The organism is Pararhodobacter zhoushanensis (assembly GCF_025949695.1).
GTDB lineage: Bacteria > Pseudomonadota > Alphaproteobacteria > Rhodobacterales > Rhodobacteraceae > Pararhodobacter > Pararhodobacter zhoushanensis_A.
Window position 1 is genome coordinate 2,983,579 of record NZ_JAPDFL010000001.1, and the last position, 15,967, is coordinate 2,999,545.

General features: G+C 64.8%; 15 protein-coding genes and 1 pseudogene. 12 read left to right on the forward strand and 4 right to left on the reverse strand.

Features of this window, described 5'->3' with window-relative positions:
- Positions 1 to 309: 309 nt before the first annotated feature.
- The 4 genes from gap (OKW52_RS14940) (at position 310) to OKW52_RS14955 (ending at position 5,890) form a co-directional block, all read left to right on the forward strand.
- On the forward strand, positions 310 to 1,311 hold the full coding sequence (gap, locus tag OKW52_RS14940) for a type I glyceraldehyde-3-phosphate dehydrogenase (RefSeq protein ID WP_264506413.1): 1,002 nt from the start codon (positions 310 to 312) through the stop codon (positions 1,309 to 1,311).
- Positions 1,312 to 1,425: 114 nt separating this feature from the next.
- Positions 1,426 to 2,172, forward strand: a complete 747-nt coding sequence (gene map / locus OKW52_RS14945) for a type I methionyl aminopeptidase (protein ID WP_264506414.1) — start codon at positions 1,426 to 1,428, stop codon at positions 2,170 to 2,172.
- A gap of 128 nt (positions 2,173 to 2,300) precedes the next feature.
- Positions 2,301 to 3,305 (forward strand): type I glyceraldehyde-3-phosphate dehydrogenase, encoded by a 1,005-nt coding sequence (gene gap, locus OKW52_RS14950; protein WP_264506415.1) that lies wholly within the window; start codon positions 2,301 to 2,303, stop codon positions 3,303 to 3,305.
- An 80-nt stretch (positions 3,306 to 3,385) separates the two neighbouring features.
- Complete coding sequence (locus tag OKW52_RS14955; protein WP_264506416.1) at positions 3,386 to 5,890, forward strand: cation:proton antiporter; 2,505 nt, start codon at positions 3,386 to 3,388, stop codon at positions 5,888 to 5,890.
- A 3-nt stretch (positions 5,891 to 5,893) separates the two neighbouring features.
- On the opposite strand, the gene coaD is transcribed toward OKW52_RS14955, so the two are convergent.
- Both coaD and OKW52_RS14965 read right to left on the reverse strand, forming a co-directional pair.
- Entirely contained in the window at positions 5,894 to 6,412 is a 519-nt protein-coding gene (gene coaD / locus OKW52_RS14960) for a pantetheine-phosphate adenylyltransferase (protein WP_127107409.1), read from the reverse strand.
- A gap of 120 nt (positions 6,413 to 6,532) precedes the next feature.
- Positions 6,533 to 6,965 (reverse strand): annotated as a pseudogene (locus OKW52_RS14965) (CBS domain-containing protein).
- A 112-nt stretch (positions 6,966 to 7,077) separates the two neighbouring features.
- On the opposite strand from OKW52_RS14965, the gene OKW52_RS14970 reads away from it, so the two are divergent.
- Entirely contained in the window at positions 7,078 to 7,710 is a 633-nt protein-coding gene (locus OKW52_RS14970) for a hypothetical protein (protein WP_264506417.1), read from the forward strand.
- Here the strand turns inward: OKW52_RS14970 and OKW52_RS14975 are convergent.
- The gene (locus OKW52_RS14975; RefSeq protein WP_264506418.1) at positions 7,692 to 8,594 is read right to left on the reverse strand and encodes a LysR family transcriptional regulator; all 903 of its coding nucleotides are present in this window, start codon (positions 8,592 to 8,594) and stop codon (positions 7,692 to 7,694) included. The genes OKW52_RS14970 and OKW52_RS14975 overlap by 19 nt on opposite strands.
- Before the next feature lie 111 nt (positions 8,595 to 8,705).
- Here OKW52_RS14975 and OKW52_RS14980 point away from each other — a divergent pair, with 111 nt between their 5' ends.
- The gene (locus tag OKW52_RS14980; protein ID WP_264506419.1) at positions 8,706 to 10,205 is read left to right on the forward strand and encodes a CoA-acylating methylmalonate-semialdehyde dehydrogenase; all 1,500 of its coding nucleotides are present in this window, start codon (positions 8,706 to 8,708) and stop codon (positions 10,203 to 10,205) included.
- 62 nt (positions 10,206 to 10,267) lie between these two features.
- Here OKW52_RS14980 and OKW52_RS14985 read toward each other — a convergent pair whose 3' ends face one another.
- On the reverse strand, positions 10,268 to 10,693 hold the full coding sequence (locus OKW52_RS14985; protein WP_264506420.1) for a hypothetical protein: 426 nt from the start codon (positions 10,691 to 10,693) through the stop codon (positions 10,268 to 10,270).
- Between the two features lie 521 nt (positions 10,694 to 11,214).
- On the opposite strand from OKW52_RS14985, the gene OKW52_RS14990 reads away from it, so the two are divergent.
- The 6 genes from OKW52_RS14990 to OKW52_RS15015 all read left to right on the forward strand — a co-directional run bounded on the left by OKW52_RS14990 (position 11,215) and on the right by OKW52_RS15015 (position 15,951).
- Positions 11,215 to 11,550, forward strand: a complete 336-nt coding sequence (locus tag OKW52_RS14990; protein WP_264506421.1) for a cupredoxin domain-containing protein — start codon at positions 11,215 to 11,217, stop codon at positions 11,548 to 11,550.
- 87 nt (positions 11,551 to 11,637) lie between these two features.
- Positions 11,638 to 12,060: a hypothetical protein gene (locus tag OKW52_RS14995; RefSeq protein ID WP_264506422.1), complete on the forward strand. Its 423-nt coding sequence runs from the start codon at positions 11,638 to 11,640 to the stop codon at positions 12,058 to 12,060.
- A gap of 142 nt (positions 12,061 to 12,202) precedes the next feature.
- A complete protein-coding gene (locus OKW52_RS15000) occupies positions 12,203 to 13,348 on the forward strand; it encodes an acyl-CoA dehydrogenase family protein (protein ID WP_264506423.1) in 1,146 nt (381 codons plus the stop codon).
- Positions 13,349 to 13,357: 9 nt separating this feature from the next.
- The gene (locus OKW52_RS15005; protein ID WP_264506424.1) at positions 13,358 to 14,386 is read left to right on the forward strand and encodes an enoyl-CoA hydratase/isomerase family protein; all 1,029 of its coding nucleotides are present in this window, start codon (positions 13,358 to 13,360) and stop codon (positions 14,384 to 14,386) included.
- A 48-nt stretch (positions 14,387 to 14,434) separates the two neighbouring features.
- A complete protein-coding gene (gene mmsB, locus OKW52_RS15010; protein WP_264506425.1) occupies positions 14,435 to 15,304 on the forward strand; it encodes a 3-hydroxyisobutyrate dehydrogenase in 870 nt (289 codons plus the stop codon).
- Complete coding sequence (locus OKW52_RS15015) at positions 15,304 to 15,951, forward strand: Crp/Fnr family transcriptional regulator (protein WP_264506426.1); 648 nt, start codon at positions 15,304 to 15,306, stop codon at positions 15,949 to 15,951. The genes mmsB and OKW52_RS15015 overlap by 1 nt, the downstream gene beginning before the upstream one ends.
- Positions 15,952 to 15,967: the final 16 nt, after the last annotated feature.

Here is a 15,967-nt window from a genome sequence, read left to right on the forward strand (position 1 = left end):
GAGGATTTCAAACACAGCGCGTCCGTCGCTTCTTTGATTTTCACTTCGTGCGCCGTCTTAGGAGACGCCCGCGCACAATGCAATGCGGTCGCGGTACGGGTGTTGCGGCCGCGCCCGGAAAATCGTTATCGCAAACACCCGCAGATTTGCGATGGTTTGCGCTAACGCCTTGCGAAGTATCGCTTTTCGCCCTTTCTATGACATCTTTGGGCAGGTATACATGGCGCAGCACCATATGCGGACTCGTACCCGGGTTGCCTTTCTGCTCGCGCCTTCGCACCCGGTTCGACACCAGACGGAGACAGATCCATGACCATCACCATCGGCATCAACGGTTTCGGTCGCATTGGCCGTTGCACGCTGGCCCATATTGCCGAAAGTGCGCGCAACGATGTGGAGGTCGTCGCCATCAACGCGACCGGCCCGATCGAGACCAATGCGCATCTGCTGAAGTATGACAGTGTGCATGGCCGCTTCCCCGGCACCGTCCGGGTTGAGGGCAACACGCTGGATCTGGGTCGGGGTCCGATCCGCGTCATGTCGACCTACAATCCGCAAGAGCTGGACTGGGAAGGCGTTGACATCGTTCTGGAATGCACCGGCAATTTCAACGACCGCGATCAGGCCGCCGTGCACATGACCCGGGGCGCCAAGCGCGTGCTGATCTCGGCCCCGGCCAAGAACGCCGACAAGACCATCGTCTACGGCGTCAACCACCGCACCCTGACCAATGAGCATCTGGTGATCTCGAACGGGTCGTGCACGACGAACTGTCTGGCCCCGCTGGCCAAGGTGCTCAACGACGCCGTTGGCATCGAATCGGGCATCATGACCACGATCCACAGCTACACCGGCGATCAGCCGACGCTGGACCGCCGCCACAAGGATCTCTACCGCGCCCGCGCCGCTGCCATGGCGATGATCCCCACCTCGACCGGGGCTGCCAAGGCAATCGGCGAGGTGCTGCCGGAGCTCAAGGGCAAGCTGGACGGCTCGTCGATCCGCGTCCCCACGCCGAACGTCTCGGCGGTGGACCTGACCTTTGTCGCAGGCAAGGATGTGACGGTTGCAGACATCAACGAGATCATGCGCGAAGCGGCTGCCGGCCCGATGGGTGCGGTGCTGTCCTATGATCCCGAGCCGAAAGTCTCCATCGACTTCAACCACACGCCCTATTCGTCGATCTTCGCCCCCGACCAGACCAAGGTTATCGGTGGCCGCACGGTGCGCGTGCTGGCGTGGTATGACAACGAGTGGGGCTTCTCGTGCCGCATGGCCGATGTCGCCGGCGCGATGGGTCGCCTGATCTGACCCGATACCGCTTGCAGACCAGACAGGCCCGTCCCTCACCGGACGGGCCTTTGCCTTTTCGGGTGCAGGGCACTAGGTGTGGGGCCGACCCGCCTTGCCTGTGAGACCGCGATCATGACCATCACCCAAGAAGACGAACTCGACGGCCTGAAGGAAATCGGCCGTATCGTGGCCAACACCATGCACGCCATGGCCAAAGCGATGGAGCCGGGCATGACCACGGCCGAGCTGGACGCCATCGGGCGCGGGCTGCTGGAGCGGGACGGCGCGGTGTCGGCCCCTGAGAGCACCTATGATTTCCCCGGCGCGACCTGCATCAGCGTCAATGAAGAGATCGCGCATGGCATCCCGGGCGAGCGGGTTCTGGTGGCGGGCGATCTGGTGAACATTGACGTCTCGGCCTCGAAGAACGGGTTCTTTGCCGATACCGGCGCGACCTTTCGCCTGCTGCCCGTCAAACCCTCGCTCGACCAGTTGTGCCGCGATGGCAAGCGCGCCATGCAGATCGGCATCGCGCAGGTCGGCAGTGGCAAGCCGCTGGCCGGGATCGGCAATGCCATCGGCAAGTTTGCCGAACAGCGCGGCTATACGCTGATCCGCAACCTTGCCAGCCACGGCGTCGGGCGCAGCCTGCACGAATACCCCGAAGAGATCGCCACCTGGCCCACGCGCGACAAGCGGCGGATCACCAAGGGGCTGGTGCTGACGGTCGAGCCGTTCTTGTCCAAGGGCGGGCTCTGGGCCGAGCAGGGCGATGACGCCTGGACGCTCTACAGCGATCCGCGCGCGCCGGTGGTGCAGTATGAACACACCGTGGTGGCAACGGATCGCGGCGCGATCATCGTCACGCAACCGCGCTGATTTTGCGGGCACCCTGACCTGAGGACCCCGGCTGCGGCCATCATGACCTTGACTTTTGCGGCGTTCTGTGTTGTTAGCGCAAACAAAGGCCCTGGCTTGCTCAACCCCGGGGACCGAGGAGTTGCACCATGACCACCACCCTCGCCATCAACGGTTTCGGCCGCATCGGCCGCCTCGTCCTGCGCGCCCTGATGGACCAGAAGCGCACCGATCTTGAGGTCGTTGCCATCAACGATCTGGGCCCGGTCGAAACCAACGCCCATCTGATCCGCTTTGACAGCGTCCATGGCCGCTATGACGGCGAGATCACCACCGGCGACGACTGGATGGATCTGGGCGCCGGCCCGATCAAGGTCACCGCGATCCGCAACCCGGCCGAACTGCCGTGGAAGCATGTGGATGTCGTGCTTGAATGCACCGGCATTTTCTCGGACGCCGACAAGGCCAAGGTGCACCTTGAGAACGGCGCAACCCGCGTGCTGGTCTCGGCCCCGTCGAAAGGCGCTGACGCCACCATCGTTTACGGCGTCAACCACCTTACGCTGACGGCTGAGCACAAGATCATCTCGAACGCGTCCTGCACCACCAACTGTCTGGCACCCGTGGCCAAGGTGCTCAATGACACCGTCGGCATCACCAAGGGCTTCATGACGACGATCCACAGCTACACCGGCGATCAGCCGACGCTGGACACGATGCACAAGGATCTCTACCGCGCCCGCGCCGCCGCGCTGTCGATGATCCCCACCTCGACCGGTGCGGCCAAAGCCGTCGGGCTGGTCCTGCCCGAGCTGAACGGCAAGCTGGACGGCGTGGCGATCCGCGTGCCGACGCCCAACGTCTCGGCGGTGGATCTGACCTTTGAAGCCGCGCGCGAGACGACGGTCGAGGAAATCAACGCAGCCATCAGCGCCGCGGCCGCCGACGGCCCGCTGAAGGGCATTCTGGGCGTCACAGATTTCAAGAATGTCTCGATCGACTTCAACCATGACCGCCGCTCGTCCATCGTCGCGCTGGACCAGACCAAGGTGATGGGCGGCACCATGGTGCGCATTCTGGCGTGGTACGATAACGAGTGGGGCTTCTCTAACCGGATGCTCGATACGGCGGCAGCGATCGGGAAACTTGCCTGATCCGCAATTGTTGCAGAACTTGTCCTAAATTTGACCCCCCGGCCACTGTGCGCCGGGGGTTTTGCTTTTATCTTAAGGACATGGACCTCGTTGCCGTTGTAGCCCTCACCGCCATTCTTTTTGCGATCATCGGCCTGTCCGAGCCGGTCGCCAACCGTCTGCGCCTGCCCGCCACGGTGGTTCTGGCGCTGATGGGCATTGCCATCGGCGCGGTTTCCGCCTCGGTGCTGGCCCTGCCGGATTCGCCGATGCTCGAGGCCGCGGGCGAGATGATCCAGAACCTGCCGATCCGCTCGAACCTGTTCCTTTATGTCTTCCTGCCGACGCTGATCTTTCAGGTCTCGCTGACCATTGATCTGCGCCGGATGTTGGATGACTGGGTGCCGATCCTGCTGCTGGCCGTCGTCGCCGTGGTGGTCAGCACCATGGCCGTGGGCTGGGCGCTGTTCCCGCTGTCGGGCTTGCCGATCATGGCCTGCCTGATGATCGGCGCGATCGTGTCGACCACGGACCCGTCGGCCGTTGTCGGCATCTTCCGCGCAACACCTGCGCCCCAGCGACTGGCGCGGATCGTCGAGGGCGAAAGCCTGCTCAACGACGCCGCCGCCATTGCGTTGTTCTCCCTGTTCTTTGCCTTTGTCGCCTACGGCATTCCCAACCCGCGCCTCAGCGATGTCGCCGTGCAATTCCCGTGGCTGGTGGTCGGCGGTGCGGTGACCGGCTGGGTCGCGGGGCGGCTGGCACTGGCCGGGCTCGCACCGCTTGATGATCACCCGCTGGGGCAAGTCTCGCTGTCGGTCGCGCTGCCGTATCTGACGTATATCATTGCCGAAACGCTGCTGGGTGTGTCCGGCGTGATCGCCGTGGTGGCTGCCGGGCTGGCGCTGAACTTCCACGCGCCCGGCTCGCTGTCGCCTCCCAGCCGCGCCAAGCTCGAGGATACATGGGATCTGCTCGGCTACTGGTCCGGAGGCCTGATCTTCGTGCTGGCCGCCATCCTGATCCCGCGCCTGTTGTCGGATGTGCGGCCCTTCGATCTGGTGCTGGTCGCCGTCACCGTGCTGGCCTCGCTGGCCGCGCGGGCGCTGATATTGTTCGGCCTGCTGCCGCTGCTGGGCAAGTTGAAACTGTCACCCAAGGTCGAGCGCCGACAACGCGCAGCGATCCTGTGGGGCGGTCTGCGCGGTGCGGTGACGCTGGCGCTGGCCCTGGCGGTGACCGAGAGTTTCCGCATTCCCGTCGATATCAAGCGGCAGGTCGGCATCATCGCCACCGGCTTCACGCTTTATACCCTGATGGTGCAGGGTACGACGCTGCGCTGGGTGATCAACCGGCTGGGGCTGGACAAACTGTCGGCCATCGATGTCGCGCTCTCGGCGCAGGTCGTCGCGGTTGCGCTGCAATCGGTGCGCGAGACGGTCAGCGACACGGCGCGCGATTTCGGACTGGCACCGCAAACGGTGCGTGATGAGGCCAAACGCTTTGCCGAACGCGTGGACGAAGCGGTCAAGGCCGCCGATGCCGGGGCCGAGATCGCCGACCGTGACCGCATCACGCTGGGGCTGGTGGCGCTGGCCGGGCGCGAGCGTGATCTGGTGCTGGAAGGCTTCCGCGACGGGATGCTGCCCGCGCGGCTGGCGACGCAAATGGTGGCCGACGCGGACCGCCTGATCGAAGGCACGCGCACCGGGGGCCGTCTGGGCTATCTGACCACGGCGCGTCTGACCCAACGCTCGGGGCGCGCGCAGGCGCTGGCGACCTTCCTGCACAACCGGCTGCGCATCACCGGCCCGCTGGCCCGCCAGACGGCTGATCGCTTTGAGCATCTCGTCGCCCTTGCCCCGACCCTGCGCGAACTGCACGGCTTCATCGATACCCGCATCCGCCGCATTCACGGCAAGCGCGTGGGCGACCTGCTGCACGATCTGCTCGAACGCCGGATGGACGAAGCGGATCGCGCGCTGGACGGGTTGCGCCTGCAGTTCCCCGGCTACGCCGAGGAACTGGAACGCCGCCTGATCCGTCAGATGGTTCTGGCGCAAGAGGAACGCGAATACGCCGCACTGGTCGATGACGGGCTGGTCGGGCCCGAGCTGCGCCATTCGCTGGCCAATGGCATCGCCAAACGCCGCAGTGCGCAATCGCAGCGGCCCACGCTGGACCTTGCCATTCAGCGCATGGCGCTGGTCGCAACCTTCCCGCTGTTCGCCGAAATGCCGGTGGACCGCCGCAAGATGTTGATGCGCGAGATGCGCACGATCTATGCCGCGCCGGGCACCGTGCTGCTCAAACGCGACGAGATCCCGCGCAAGGTCTGGTTCATCTCATCGGGTGCGGTCGAGCAGGTGCGCGCCGGTCAGGTGCTGCGGCTGGGACCGGGCGAGATGTTCGGGCATCTGGCCATGCTCAAACGCGGCTTGCGGCGCGGTCAGACCACGGCAATCACCCGCTGCACCCTGCTGACGCTGGACGAGGCGCAGTTTATCAAGATGATGAAAGCTGACAAAGGCCTGCGTCAGGCCGTCATCGACAGTGCCGCCAAACGCGGCGTGGCCCTCGACCCCGACGCGCTGACGACAGAGTGATGCCTAGGGTGCAGGGGCGCGTTCGATGGCCGGGCCAAACCGCTCACGCAGGGCGGTATTGACCGGCGCGGGCACGAATTTGCTGACCTCGCCGCCCAGTCGGGCGATTTCCTTGACCAGCTTCGAGGCAATCGCCTGACGGCGGGCGTCGGCCATCAGGAACACGGTCTCGACCTTGTCGTCGAGCGCGCGGTTCATGCCAACCATCTGGAACTCGTACTCAAAATCCGCCACGGCACGCAGTCCGCGGATGATGATTCCCGCGCCCACATCGCGGGCGCAATCGATCAGCAGGTTCTCGAACGGATGCACGACGATCTCGACGCCGGTGCTCTTGATCAGCGCCGCCGTCTCACCCTCGACCATTGCCACCCGCTCATCCAGTGAGAACAGCGGGCTCTTGTCGCGGTTGATCGCCACGCCGATCACCAACCTGTCCACCATAGGGCAAGCACGCGTAATGATGTCCATATGTCCCAAGGTGAGTGGGTCAAATGTCCCCGGATAAAGCCCAATACGCATCGCGTCCCCCTTGCGGATGTGTGTGCGACGCCACGCAACAATATTGCGTGAAAAGATGCAAGCGCAGAAAAACCACCGACGCGCCCGGCGTCACCCTGCCACGGGCGCGTCGGCTAGGGCTCAATTGCCCATGATCATCCCGGTCAGCGCGTCTTTTTCCATTTGCAACTCGCTCAATCGGGCCGCGACCACATCCCCGATCGAGATGAAGCCGACCATCAGGTTGTCCTGCATGACGGGCATATGGCGAAAGCGGCGGGTGGTCATGGTTTCCAGCACGGAATCCGTCGAGATCTGCGGGCGCGCAACCATAGATCGCCCGGGTCATCACCTTGTCGACTTTCTCGTCCAGACAGGCGGGGCCAGAGCGGCCCAGTTCGCGCACGATATCGCGCTCGGACACGATTCCCTTGACCTTTTTGCCATCACTGGACACCACCACCGCGCCGATCCGCCGGGTCGAGAGCAGCTCGACAACCTCGCGCAGCGTGGCATTGGGGGCGACGGTCACGACCCCCTCAGCCTTGGATTTCAGGATTTGACTGACAAGCATGGGGCACCTCCTTGTCCCTGTTTGTCCTTTACAGTCGGCACTTTGCACGGGATTCTGTCAAGACTTGTTTTCCAGCAGAATCTTTTGGACCGGTCAGGATTTAGAGGACGTCATGCGCGCCAAATTTCTGAGCATCGCGGTGCTTGTCGCTTCCTCTGTGCCCGCTCAGGCGCAAGACGTCATGCTGGCGCGCGAACAGCTTTATGGTCAGGTGCTGGAACATCCCCTTGTCTTTGGCGTCGAACCCGCCTTTCACGCCGAGCGCGCTGACGGGTTCTACCTGATGGAATGGGTGCCCGAGGGGCAAAGCGTTGAAGACTGGCAGCAAATGCAGACGATCACCGCGCACCGGGCCGTCGGCTCCAACCATGGGGATGATCAGGCCGCCGCACTGGGTGAAAACATCGCGGTGAATTTCCTGACCGGCTACCGCGACAATTGCGCGACCGAGGTGGACGCCCTGCCCTTGCCGATCACCGGCGCGCAGGGCGCCCGCGCGGCCTTCGCCGCCTATATGGGCTGTTCGCAGGTGCGCGGGACCGACCATGCCGAGGAAATGGTGATCCTTGTGATGGTCGGCGCGTCCGACAGCTACACGCTGCAATGGGCCGAACGCTCGCCCGCGCGCGCTGCCTTCGACCGCGAGGCTTTCTCGCGCTGGCGGCCCCGGATCGAGGCGCTGACGCTAGCCCATCTGTGCACCGTCCCCGACGGCGAAGAGCCGCCCTACCCGTCCTGCAACTGACCTTCCAAAGCCCGCATCTCGGCCCGCATTCCGGCGACCAGCGCAGCGGCGAACCGCTCGATACGCGGCAGTTTGCGGTCATCAGCGTGACGGATCAGCCAGAAAGCGCGGGTCAGGCTGAAGTCTGAGGTCAAAACCCGCCGCACCCCTGCCGCCGCAGGCAGCGCGAAATCATGCGCCACGCCGACGCCAGCACCCTGCCGGATCAGGTTCAGCTGCACCGAGACGGAATTCGACGCCATCGGCGGTTGCTCGACCCCCAGATCGGCCAGATAATCCAGTTCGCGGTCAAAGATCATATCGGGAATATAGCCGATCACCCGATGCGCGCGCAGATCCGCCAGCGTCTTTAGCGGCGGTGCCTCGCGCAGATAGCGGTCCGAGGCCGCCAGATGCAGGTGATAGTCGGTGATCTTGGTGGCGATGACCCGGCCCTGTTCCGGCTTCGACACCGCGATGACCATATCCGCCTCGCGCCGGGACAGGTTGAACACGCGCGGCAGGGCGACGATCTGCACCTCAAGCCCCGGATTTTGCGCGACAATCCCGGCGACCACCTGCGGCAACAGGTAATTGGCGCAGCCATCCGGCGCGCCGATGCGGATCTGGCCGCTGATCCCCTCGGACGGACCCGCCAGCGCCTCGGCCGCGCGTTCCATGGCGGTTTCGATCGCTTCGGCATGCGCAACCAGTCGCCCGCCCTCATCCGTCAGCACATAGCCCTGCGGTGAGCGGGTAAAGAGCCGCGCGTCCAGCGCCTGCTCAAGCCGTGCGACGCGGCGGCCCACGGTGGCGGCGTCAAGCTTGAGTACCCGGCCCGCCCGCGACAGGCTTTCGCCGCGCGCCACGGCCAGAAACACCTTCAGATCGTCCCAGTCGGCCACAGGCGTACTTTCAGAGGGCTTTGCATCCTTGCAAAACGGCTTTTGGGAAACTGCCTCTGTTCAGTTGATTTTTGCAAGCCTATTGTGCGCGCAAAGCCACAGGAGGACGCTATGAAAGAACTCGGACACTGGATCGACGGCAAAATGGTCGCGGGCACGTCGGGCCGCTTCGCCGATGTCTACAACCCGGCGACGGGCGAGGTTCAGGCCAAGGTCGCGCTGGCCTCGAAGGCTGAACTCGACGCCGCCATTGCATCCGCCGCCAAGGCGCAGGTCGCCTGGGGCGCCACCAACCCGCAGCGCCGCGCCCGCGTGATGATGGCGCTGGTTGGCCTTCTGAACCGTGACATGGACAAGCTGGCCGAGGCGCTGTCGTCCGAGCACGGCAAGACCTTCCCCGATGCCAAGGGCGACGTGCAGCGCGGGCTGGAAGTGATCGAATACTGCATCGGCGCGCCGCAGATGCTCAAAGGTGACTACACCGACAACGCCGGCCCCGGCATCGACATGTATTCCATGCGCCAGCCGCTGGGCGTGGTTGCCGGCATCACGCCGTTCAACTTCCCCGCGATGATCCCGCTGTGGAAAATGGGTCCGGCGCTGTCCTCGGGCAACGCGATGATCCTGAAACCGTCCGAGCGCGACCCCTCGGTCCCCTTGATGATCGCGGCGCTGTGCAAGGAAGCCGGTCTGCCCGATGGCATCCTGCAGGTGGTCAACGGCGACAAGGAAGCCGTCGACGGCATTCTGGACAGCGAGATCGTTCAGGCCGTAGGCTTCGTTGGCTCGACCCCGATTGCGCAATACATCTATTCCCGCGCGGCCGCGACCGGCAAGCGCGCGCAGTGCTTCGGCGGTGCCAAGAACCACATGATCATCATGCCGGACGCCGACATGGATCAGGCCGCCGACGCGCTGGTCGGTGCGGGCTTTGGCGCTGCGGGCGAACGCTGCATGGCGATCTCGGTCGCGGTGCCGGTGGGTGAAGGCACGGCGGAAGCCCTGCGCGAACGGCTGGTGCCCAAGATCGAGGCGCTGAAAGTCGGACCCTGGACCGCGGGCAATGATGTGGACTATGGCCCGGTCGTCACCGCGGCTGCCAAGGCCAACATCCTGCGGCTGGTGGAAACCGGCGTGGCACAGGGTGCCGATCTGGTTGTCGACGGGCGCGACTTCAAGCTGCAGGGCTATGAGGACGGCTTCTTCGTCGGCGCGCATCTGTTCGACCACGTGACCACCGACATGGACATCTACAAGACCGAGATCTTCGGCCCGGTCCTGTCGATGGTGCGCGCGCAGACCTATGAAGAGGCGATCCAGATGGCGATCGACCACGAGTATGGCAACGGCACGGCGATCTTCACCCGCGACGGCGACACCGCGCGCGATTTCGCCAACCGGATCAACATCGGCATGGTCGGCATCAACGTGCCGATCCCGGTGCCGCTGGCCTACCACACCTTTGGCGGCTGGAAGAAATCGGGCTTCGGCGATCTGAACCAGCACGGGCCGGACGGGTTCCGCTTTTACACGCGCACCAAGACGATCACCGCGCGCTGGCCGAGCGGGATCAAGGAAGGCGCTGCCTTCAACTTCAAAGCGATGGACTGACATTGCTTTTATCCGGGCCGCTCAATCGGCGGCCCGGATACCCAAGTGAAAGATCCCTGCGCTCAGCGACCGGGAACTTCCACAATCGGGCTGGGCACCTGACCTCGGCTTCGAACGAAAAAGCCGCAGTCCCCCCGCCGGCATCGAACGCGCATATCGTAAGTGGCGTTGTAGATCTCGGCCGCAATGGCCAACAGGCAAAGCACGATGACGTTGATGATAATAGGTACGAGGTTGATGAACTGCGGCGACGGCTCACCCGTCGATGGCGCAGAGGCCGAGCCCTCAATCGTCTGATCGCCATTTCTCAGGCTGAAGCTGACGGTCTGCCCCGATTGCCGCAACGCCACCTCGGCTTCGACGCGTGTTCTGCCCTGCTCGAACGTCACACCAATTCTGCCTTCCTCGACCATCGCCCGCGCCGCGCTATCAGCGCCCGATGGGATCTCGATGAGCTGCCAGACCTCGTCGCGGCCGCGACGGGTCATCACATAGAGCTCATTGGCACTGGGTCCGGCGTAAACCTCGGCCTGCACGCGCCCCCGCGCGTCAGCGAGGCGGTAGCGAGCGGTGTGAGCGCGGCCCGCTCCGCGCGGGCGGGGCGCGGGCTGAGCGTGGTCACGCTCAGGCCGGTGACGCCCAAAGCGGCAGCAAGTGCGTGGGTGGTGAAACTGCGACGGTCCATAAATCCTCCAGGAACAGGGCAAGTCGCGACACGTCGCCACAGTGTTCAGACAGCCGCATCACCCAAACGGTCTAAGCCGCTCAGAACGAGGCGCGGCGCTGGCATCACAACCGCGCAACCCGCATCAAAGTGCCGTGATGGCAGCGGAAATCGCGCCCGTTGCGTTTATATGAGGAGTACTTGATGATGGAGCCACGTGAGCCGACCCGGTAGGGCAAAGAATCTCAGGGCTGTTCCCCGGGGAACTGTAACGACGCCCGTGCTGGCGCAAGATGCATCGACGGCCTGTACAAGGCAGTGCCGTTTCTTCCATGGAGGCTTTCTATGACCACGATGACCCGCCGCTCGACGCTGGCCCTTTTCGCTGCCACGCCGCTGGCTCTTGCCCTTGCCGGACGCGCGCAAGCGGCCACCCATGCCATCGCCATCGAAGGCATGGCGTTTTCACCGGCCGAAATCACCATCGCGCGCGGTGACAGCATCACCTTTACCAACAATGACTCGATGCCGCACACCGCCACGTTCCGTTCCGCCGGCATGGACACCGGGCGTCTGTCGCAGGGCCAGACCGCGTCTTTGACCTTCGCGAATGCCGGTACGTTTGACTATTTCTGCGCCGTTCACCCGTCGATGCGCGCCCGGGTCATCGTTGCCGGTTAAAAACCTGACGTCGCGGTCAAGTTGGCGCTCGCGCCGGGGGATTTTCGCGATACGCTGAGCGAAAGCCACCGGCTGCCGGAGTGCAACTTGTCCGCGACGTATCGTATCCTGCCCGACCGCGCGCTGGTCTATGTGCGCTATGAGGGCTTCGTGACGCTTGACGAAAGCGTCGCGGTGATCGGCGAGTACATCCACGATCCGCAGCGACGTCCCGGACAGATGCAGCTGGTGGACCTTTCGGCGGTGACGGGGTTCGAATTTGACTTTGTCCGTCTGATGGCCCTGCAGGCGCAAAAAGCGGCGATCTTTCGGCCCGCCGACGGTATCCAGACCTTGCTGGTCTACTATGCCCCCCATGATGAAGGCTATGAGATGGCCAAGCTGGTGCTGCGTTCGTGGCAGGGCGTCCCTTCGGTCATGGCCACCATCCAGCGCCACGAATCCGACGCGCTGGATATTCTGGGCCAGCCCGAGCGGCGGATGGACGAGTTGCTCTCGGCGGCGGGCTGACGGGCCACTGCCGGCGGCACTTCTCAACGTGACGCTGCGCCAAAACCTGCCTCCCCTTGCGCTTGTCCCGGTGCGCTGCAAAACTCGTGCAACATTCAAGAATTAAACATGCGTTCAATTCTTGGGGGAGAGAGGACCGCGCATGGATTTTGCACTAAGCGACGAGCAAACCGCCATTTTTGATATGGCCCATGCCTTTGGGCAGGAACACATCGCGCCCTTTGCCCGACAATGGGAAGCCGAGGGCGTAATCCCGCGCGATCTGTGGCCGAAGCTGGCCGAACTGGGTCTGGGCGGGCTTTATGTCAGCGAAGAGAATGGCGGAACCGGGCTGACCCGGCTGGATGCGACGCTGGTGTTTGAAGCGCTGAGCATGGCCTGCCCCTCGGTCGCGTCCTTCCTGTCGATCCACAACATGTGCGCGGCGATGCTGGACAAGTTCGGCTCGGAAGATGTGAAGGCCCGCATCCTGGCCCCCGCCGTGACAATGGAAAAACTGCTGTCGTATTGCCTGACCGAACCCGGCGCGGGCTCGGACGCGGCGGCGCTGAGCACGCGGGCCGAAAAGACCAACGCGGGCTACCGGCTCAACGGCACCAAGGCCTTCATCTCGGGCGGCGGGTATTCCGACGCCTATGTCGTCATGTGCCGCACCGGCGATGCGGGGGCCAAGGGCATCTCGACCGTGGTGGTCGAGCAGGGCACACCCGGGCTCAGCTTTGGCGGGCTTGAGGACAAGATGGGCTGGCGCAGCCAGCCGACCCGACAGGTGCAGTTTGATGATTGCGTGACTTCGCTCGACAACCTCGTCGGGGGCGAGGGCGACGGGTTCAAATACGCGATGATCGGATTGGATGGCGGGCGGCTGAACATCTCGGCCTGCAGCCTTGGCGGCGCGCAGGCGGCGCTGAACCAGACGCTGGCCTATATGGGTGAGCGCAAGGCGTTTGGCAAAAGCATCGACCAGTTTCAGGCGCTGCAATTCCGCCTTGCCGATATGGAGATCGAACTGCAGGCGGCGCGGGTCTTCCTGCGGCAGGCGGCGTGGAAGCTGGACACCAAAGCCCCCGACGCGACCAAGTTCTGCGCCATGGCGAAGAAATTCGTCACCGAAGCCGGCAGCCGCATCGCCGATCAGTGCCTGCAATTGCATGGCGGCTATGGCTATCTGGCCGATTATGGCATCGAAAAGCTTGTGCGGGATCTGCGTGTGCATCAGATCCTCGAAGGCACCAATGAAATCATGCGCCTGATCACCGTCCGGGCGCTGCTGGCCGAACGCGGCTAAGGGAAATCCATGTCTGAACCCGAAGTGATCGTGCGCAAAGAGGGCCGTGCCGGTCGTCTGACGCTGAACCGCCCGCAGGCGCTGAACGCGCTGACGCATGGCATCTGCCTGCAGACCACGCAGGCGCTGCGCGACTGGGCCGATGACCCCGAGGTGTCGGTGATCCTTCTCGACGGCGCCGGCGAGCGGGCGTTTTGCTCGGGCGGCGATATCGCGCAGGTGACGGCGGCGGGCAAGCGCGGCGACTACGCCGCCGGGCGCGATTTCTGGCGTGATGAATACCGCATGAACTGCCTGATGGCCGCCTATGCCAAGCCCGTGGTCAGCTTCATGCACGGCTTCGTCATGGGCGGCGGTGTCGGCTATGGCTGCCACACGCGCAACCGGATCGTCGGCGAGAGCACGCAGATGGCGATGCCCGAATGCGGCATCGGCATGATCCCCGATGTCGGCGGCACCTGGCTGCTGGGTCAGGCCCCCGGCGAGCTGGGGGTGTATCTTGCGCTGACCGCCGCGCGCATGGGACCGGGCGACGCGATCCATGCCGGTTTCGCCGACCGCTTCGTGCCTGAGGCCGCCTGGGACAGCGCCAAGGCCGCGCTGATCGAGACCGGCGATGTCGGCACCCTGCCCCGGCACGCCGATCCGGCCAGCCCGATGGCGGTTGAGCAATCGCGGATCAACCGGCTGTTTGCGCCCTCGACCGTGACCGAGATCATCGACAATCTGCGCAGCGACCCCAGCGCCATCGCGCAAGCGGCGCTCAAGGCGATCGGCCGCAACTCGCCACTGTCGATGGCCAGTACGCTGGCTTTGCTGCGCCCCTCGCCCCGTTCGCTGGAAGAGGCGCTCAAGCAGGAATACCGCTGGACCTGGCGCGCCATGGAAAAATCCGACTTCATCGAGGGCGTGCGCGCGCAGATCATCGACAAGGACCGCACCCCGCACTGGAAGCACGCCGCCCCCGCCGATGTCACCATCGCCGAGGTCGCCGCCCTGCTGGCCACGCTGGGCCGCGACGAGCTGAGTTTTGGCTGAGATCCGGCTGAGCCCACGCTCGGCCCCCCGCTTTTGAGGAGGAGCATCATGAACATCGCCTTTATCGGTCTGGGCAATATGGGCGCGCCCATGGCCGCCAATCTGATCAAGGCCGGGCACAGCGTCACCGGCTTTGACACTCAGGCCACGCCCGCGGGCGTGACGATGGCCGCGTCGGCCGCCGAGGCGGCCACGGGCGCCGATGTGGTCATCACCATGCTGCCCAATGGCGCGATCCTGCGCGCCGTGGCCGACCAGATCATCGCGGCGATGAAACCGGGTGCGGTGCTCTGCGACTGCTCGACCGTCGATGTCGACAGCGCCAAAGCCGTCGCCGCGCAGGCCGAGGCCGCCGGTCTGGGCGCGCTGGATGCGCCGGTCTCGGGCGGCACGGGCGGGGCGACCAACGGCACGCTGACCTTCATGGTCGGCGGCAGCGATGCGGCCTTCGCCACTGTGCAGCCGTTGTTCGAGATCATGGGCCAGAAGGCCGTGCATTGCGGCGCGGCGGGCGCGGGCCAGTCGGCCAAGATCTGCAACAACATGATCCTTGGCGTCACCATGATCGCCACCTGCGAGGCCTTCGCGCTGGCCGACAAGCTGGGGCTGGACCGGCAGAAGATGTTCGATGTGGTCTCGACCTCGTCGGGCTACAGCTGGTCGATGAACGCCTATTGCCCCGCGCCGGGCGTTGGCCCGCAATCGCCCGCCGACAACGGCTACAAACCCGGTTTCGCCGCCGAGCTGATGCTCAAGGACCTGCGCCTGAGCCAGCAAGCGGCGGAAAGCGCCGATGCCGACACGCCTATGGGTCAGCTGGCCGCCGCGCTCTATCAGCAGTTCGTGGAAGCCGAGGACGGCAAAGGCATGGACTTCTCGGCCATGCTCCCCCGCTTTGAGAAGCGCGGGCGCGCCTGATGGGATGGGCAGGCACCGCGCTCCCCGGACTGGATGCCGAGGACCGCGCGCGGCTTGACGCCCTACCCGTTCAGGTGCTGCCAAACGGTGCGCATCTGTTTTCCCCCGGCGACCGTCCGCAGGGCTTTGCCATGGTGCTCTCGGGCCGGATCGAGGTCAGCCTCACCGGCCCCAACGGGCGCGAGATCCTGCTCTACGCCGTCGAGCCGGGCCAGAGCTGCATCCAGACCACGCTGGGGCTTCTGGGCGATGACGCCTATTCCGGCGAAGCGGTCTGTGTCGGCCCGGTGCGCGTCTCGGTGATCCCCGCTGCGCTGTTCCACGCGCTCATGGCCCGGTCCGAGGCGTTTCGCGGCTTCGTCTTCCACGCGCTGGCGACGCGGATGAACGACATGACCCAGCTGCTCGAGCGCGTCGCTTTCACCCGAGTCGAGGCGCGGCTGGCCGGGGCCTTGCTGGATCTGGGCGGGCATGGCGGTATCGTCGAGGCCACCCATGCCGAGCTCGCCGCGCGCATCGGCTCGGCGCGCGAGGTGGTCTCGCGCAGGCTGGAAGCGATGGCCAGACGCGGGATGGTCAGCACGGATCGCGGACGCGTCGCGCTGCTCGATCCCGCTGCGCTGCGCCGTCTTGCTGTGGCGCTTTAAGCGCTCAGCGCGGTGA

Excerpts from the sequence above, each read along its gene's own strand:
- gap (WP_264506413.1), top strand. The coding sequence starts at position 310 with ATGACCATCACCATCGGCATCAACGGTTTCGGTCGCATTGGCCGTTGC.
- map (WP_264506414.1), top strand. The coding sequence starts at position 1,426 with ATGACCATCACCCAAGAAGACGAACTCGACGGCCTGAAGGAAATCGGC.
- gap (WP_264506415.1), top strand. The coding sequence starts at position 2,301 with ATGACCACCACCCTCGCCATCAACGGTTTCGGCCGCATCGGCCGCCTC.
- OKW52_RS14955 (WP_264506416.1), top strand. The coding sequence starts at position 3,386 with ATGGACCTCGTTGCCGTTGTAGCCCTCACCGCCATTCTTTTTGCGATC.
- coaD (WP_127107409.1), bottom strand. The coding sequence starts at position 6,412 with ATGCGTATTGGGCTTTATCCGGGGACATTTGACCCACTCACCTTGGGA.
- OKW52_RS14970 (WP_264506417.1), top strand. The coding sequence starts at position 7,078 with ATGCGCGCCAAATTTCTGAGCATCGCGGTGCTTGTCGCTTCCTCTGTG.
- OKW52_RS14980 (WP_264506419.1), top strand. The coding sequence starts at position 8,706 with ATGAAAGAACTCGGACACTGGATCGACGGCAAAATGGTCGCGGGCACG.
- OKW52_RS14985 (WP_264506420.1), bottom strand. The coding sequence starts at position 10,693 with ATGACCCGTCGCGGCCGCGACGAGGTCTGGCAGCTCATCGAGATCCCA.
- OKW52_RS14990 (WP_264506421.1), top strand. The coding sequence starts at position 11,215 with ATGACCACGATGACCCGCCGCTCGACGCTGGCCCTTTTCGCTGCCACG.
- OKW52_RS15000 (WP_264506423.1), top strand. The coding sequence starts at position 12,203 with ATGGATTTTGCACTAAGCGACGAGCAAACCGCCATTTTTGATATGGCC.
- OKW52_RS15005 (WP_264506424.1), top strand. The coding sequence starts at position 13,358 with ATGTCTGAACCCGAAGTGATCGTGCGCAAAGAGGGCCGTGCCGGTCGT.
- mmsB (WP_264506425.1), top strand. The coding sequence starts at position 14,435 with ATGAACATCGCCTTTATCGGTCTGGGCAATATGGGCGCGCCCATGGCC.
- OKW52_RS15015 (WP_264506426.1), top strand. The coding sequence starts at position 15,304 with ATGGGATGGGCAGGCACCGCGCTCCCCGGACTGGATGCCGAGGACCGC.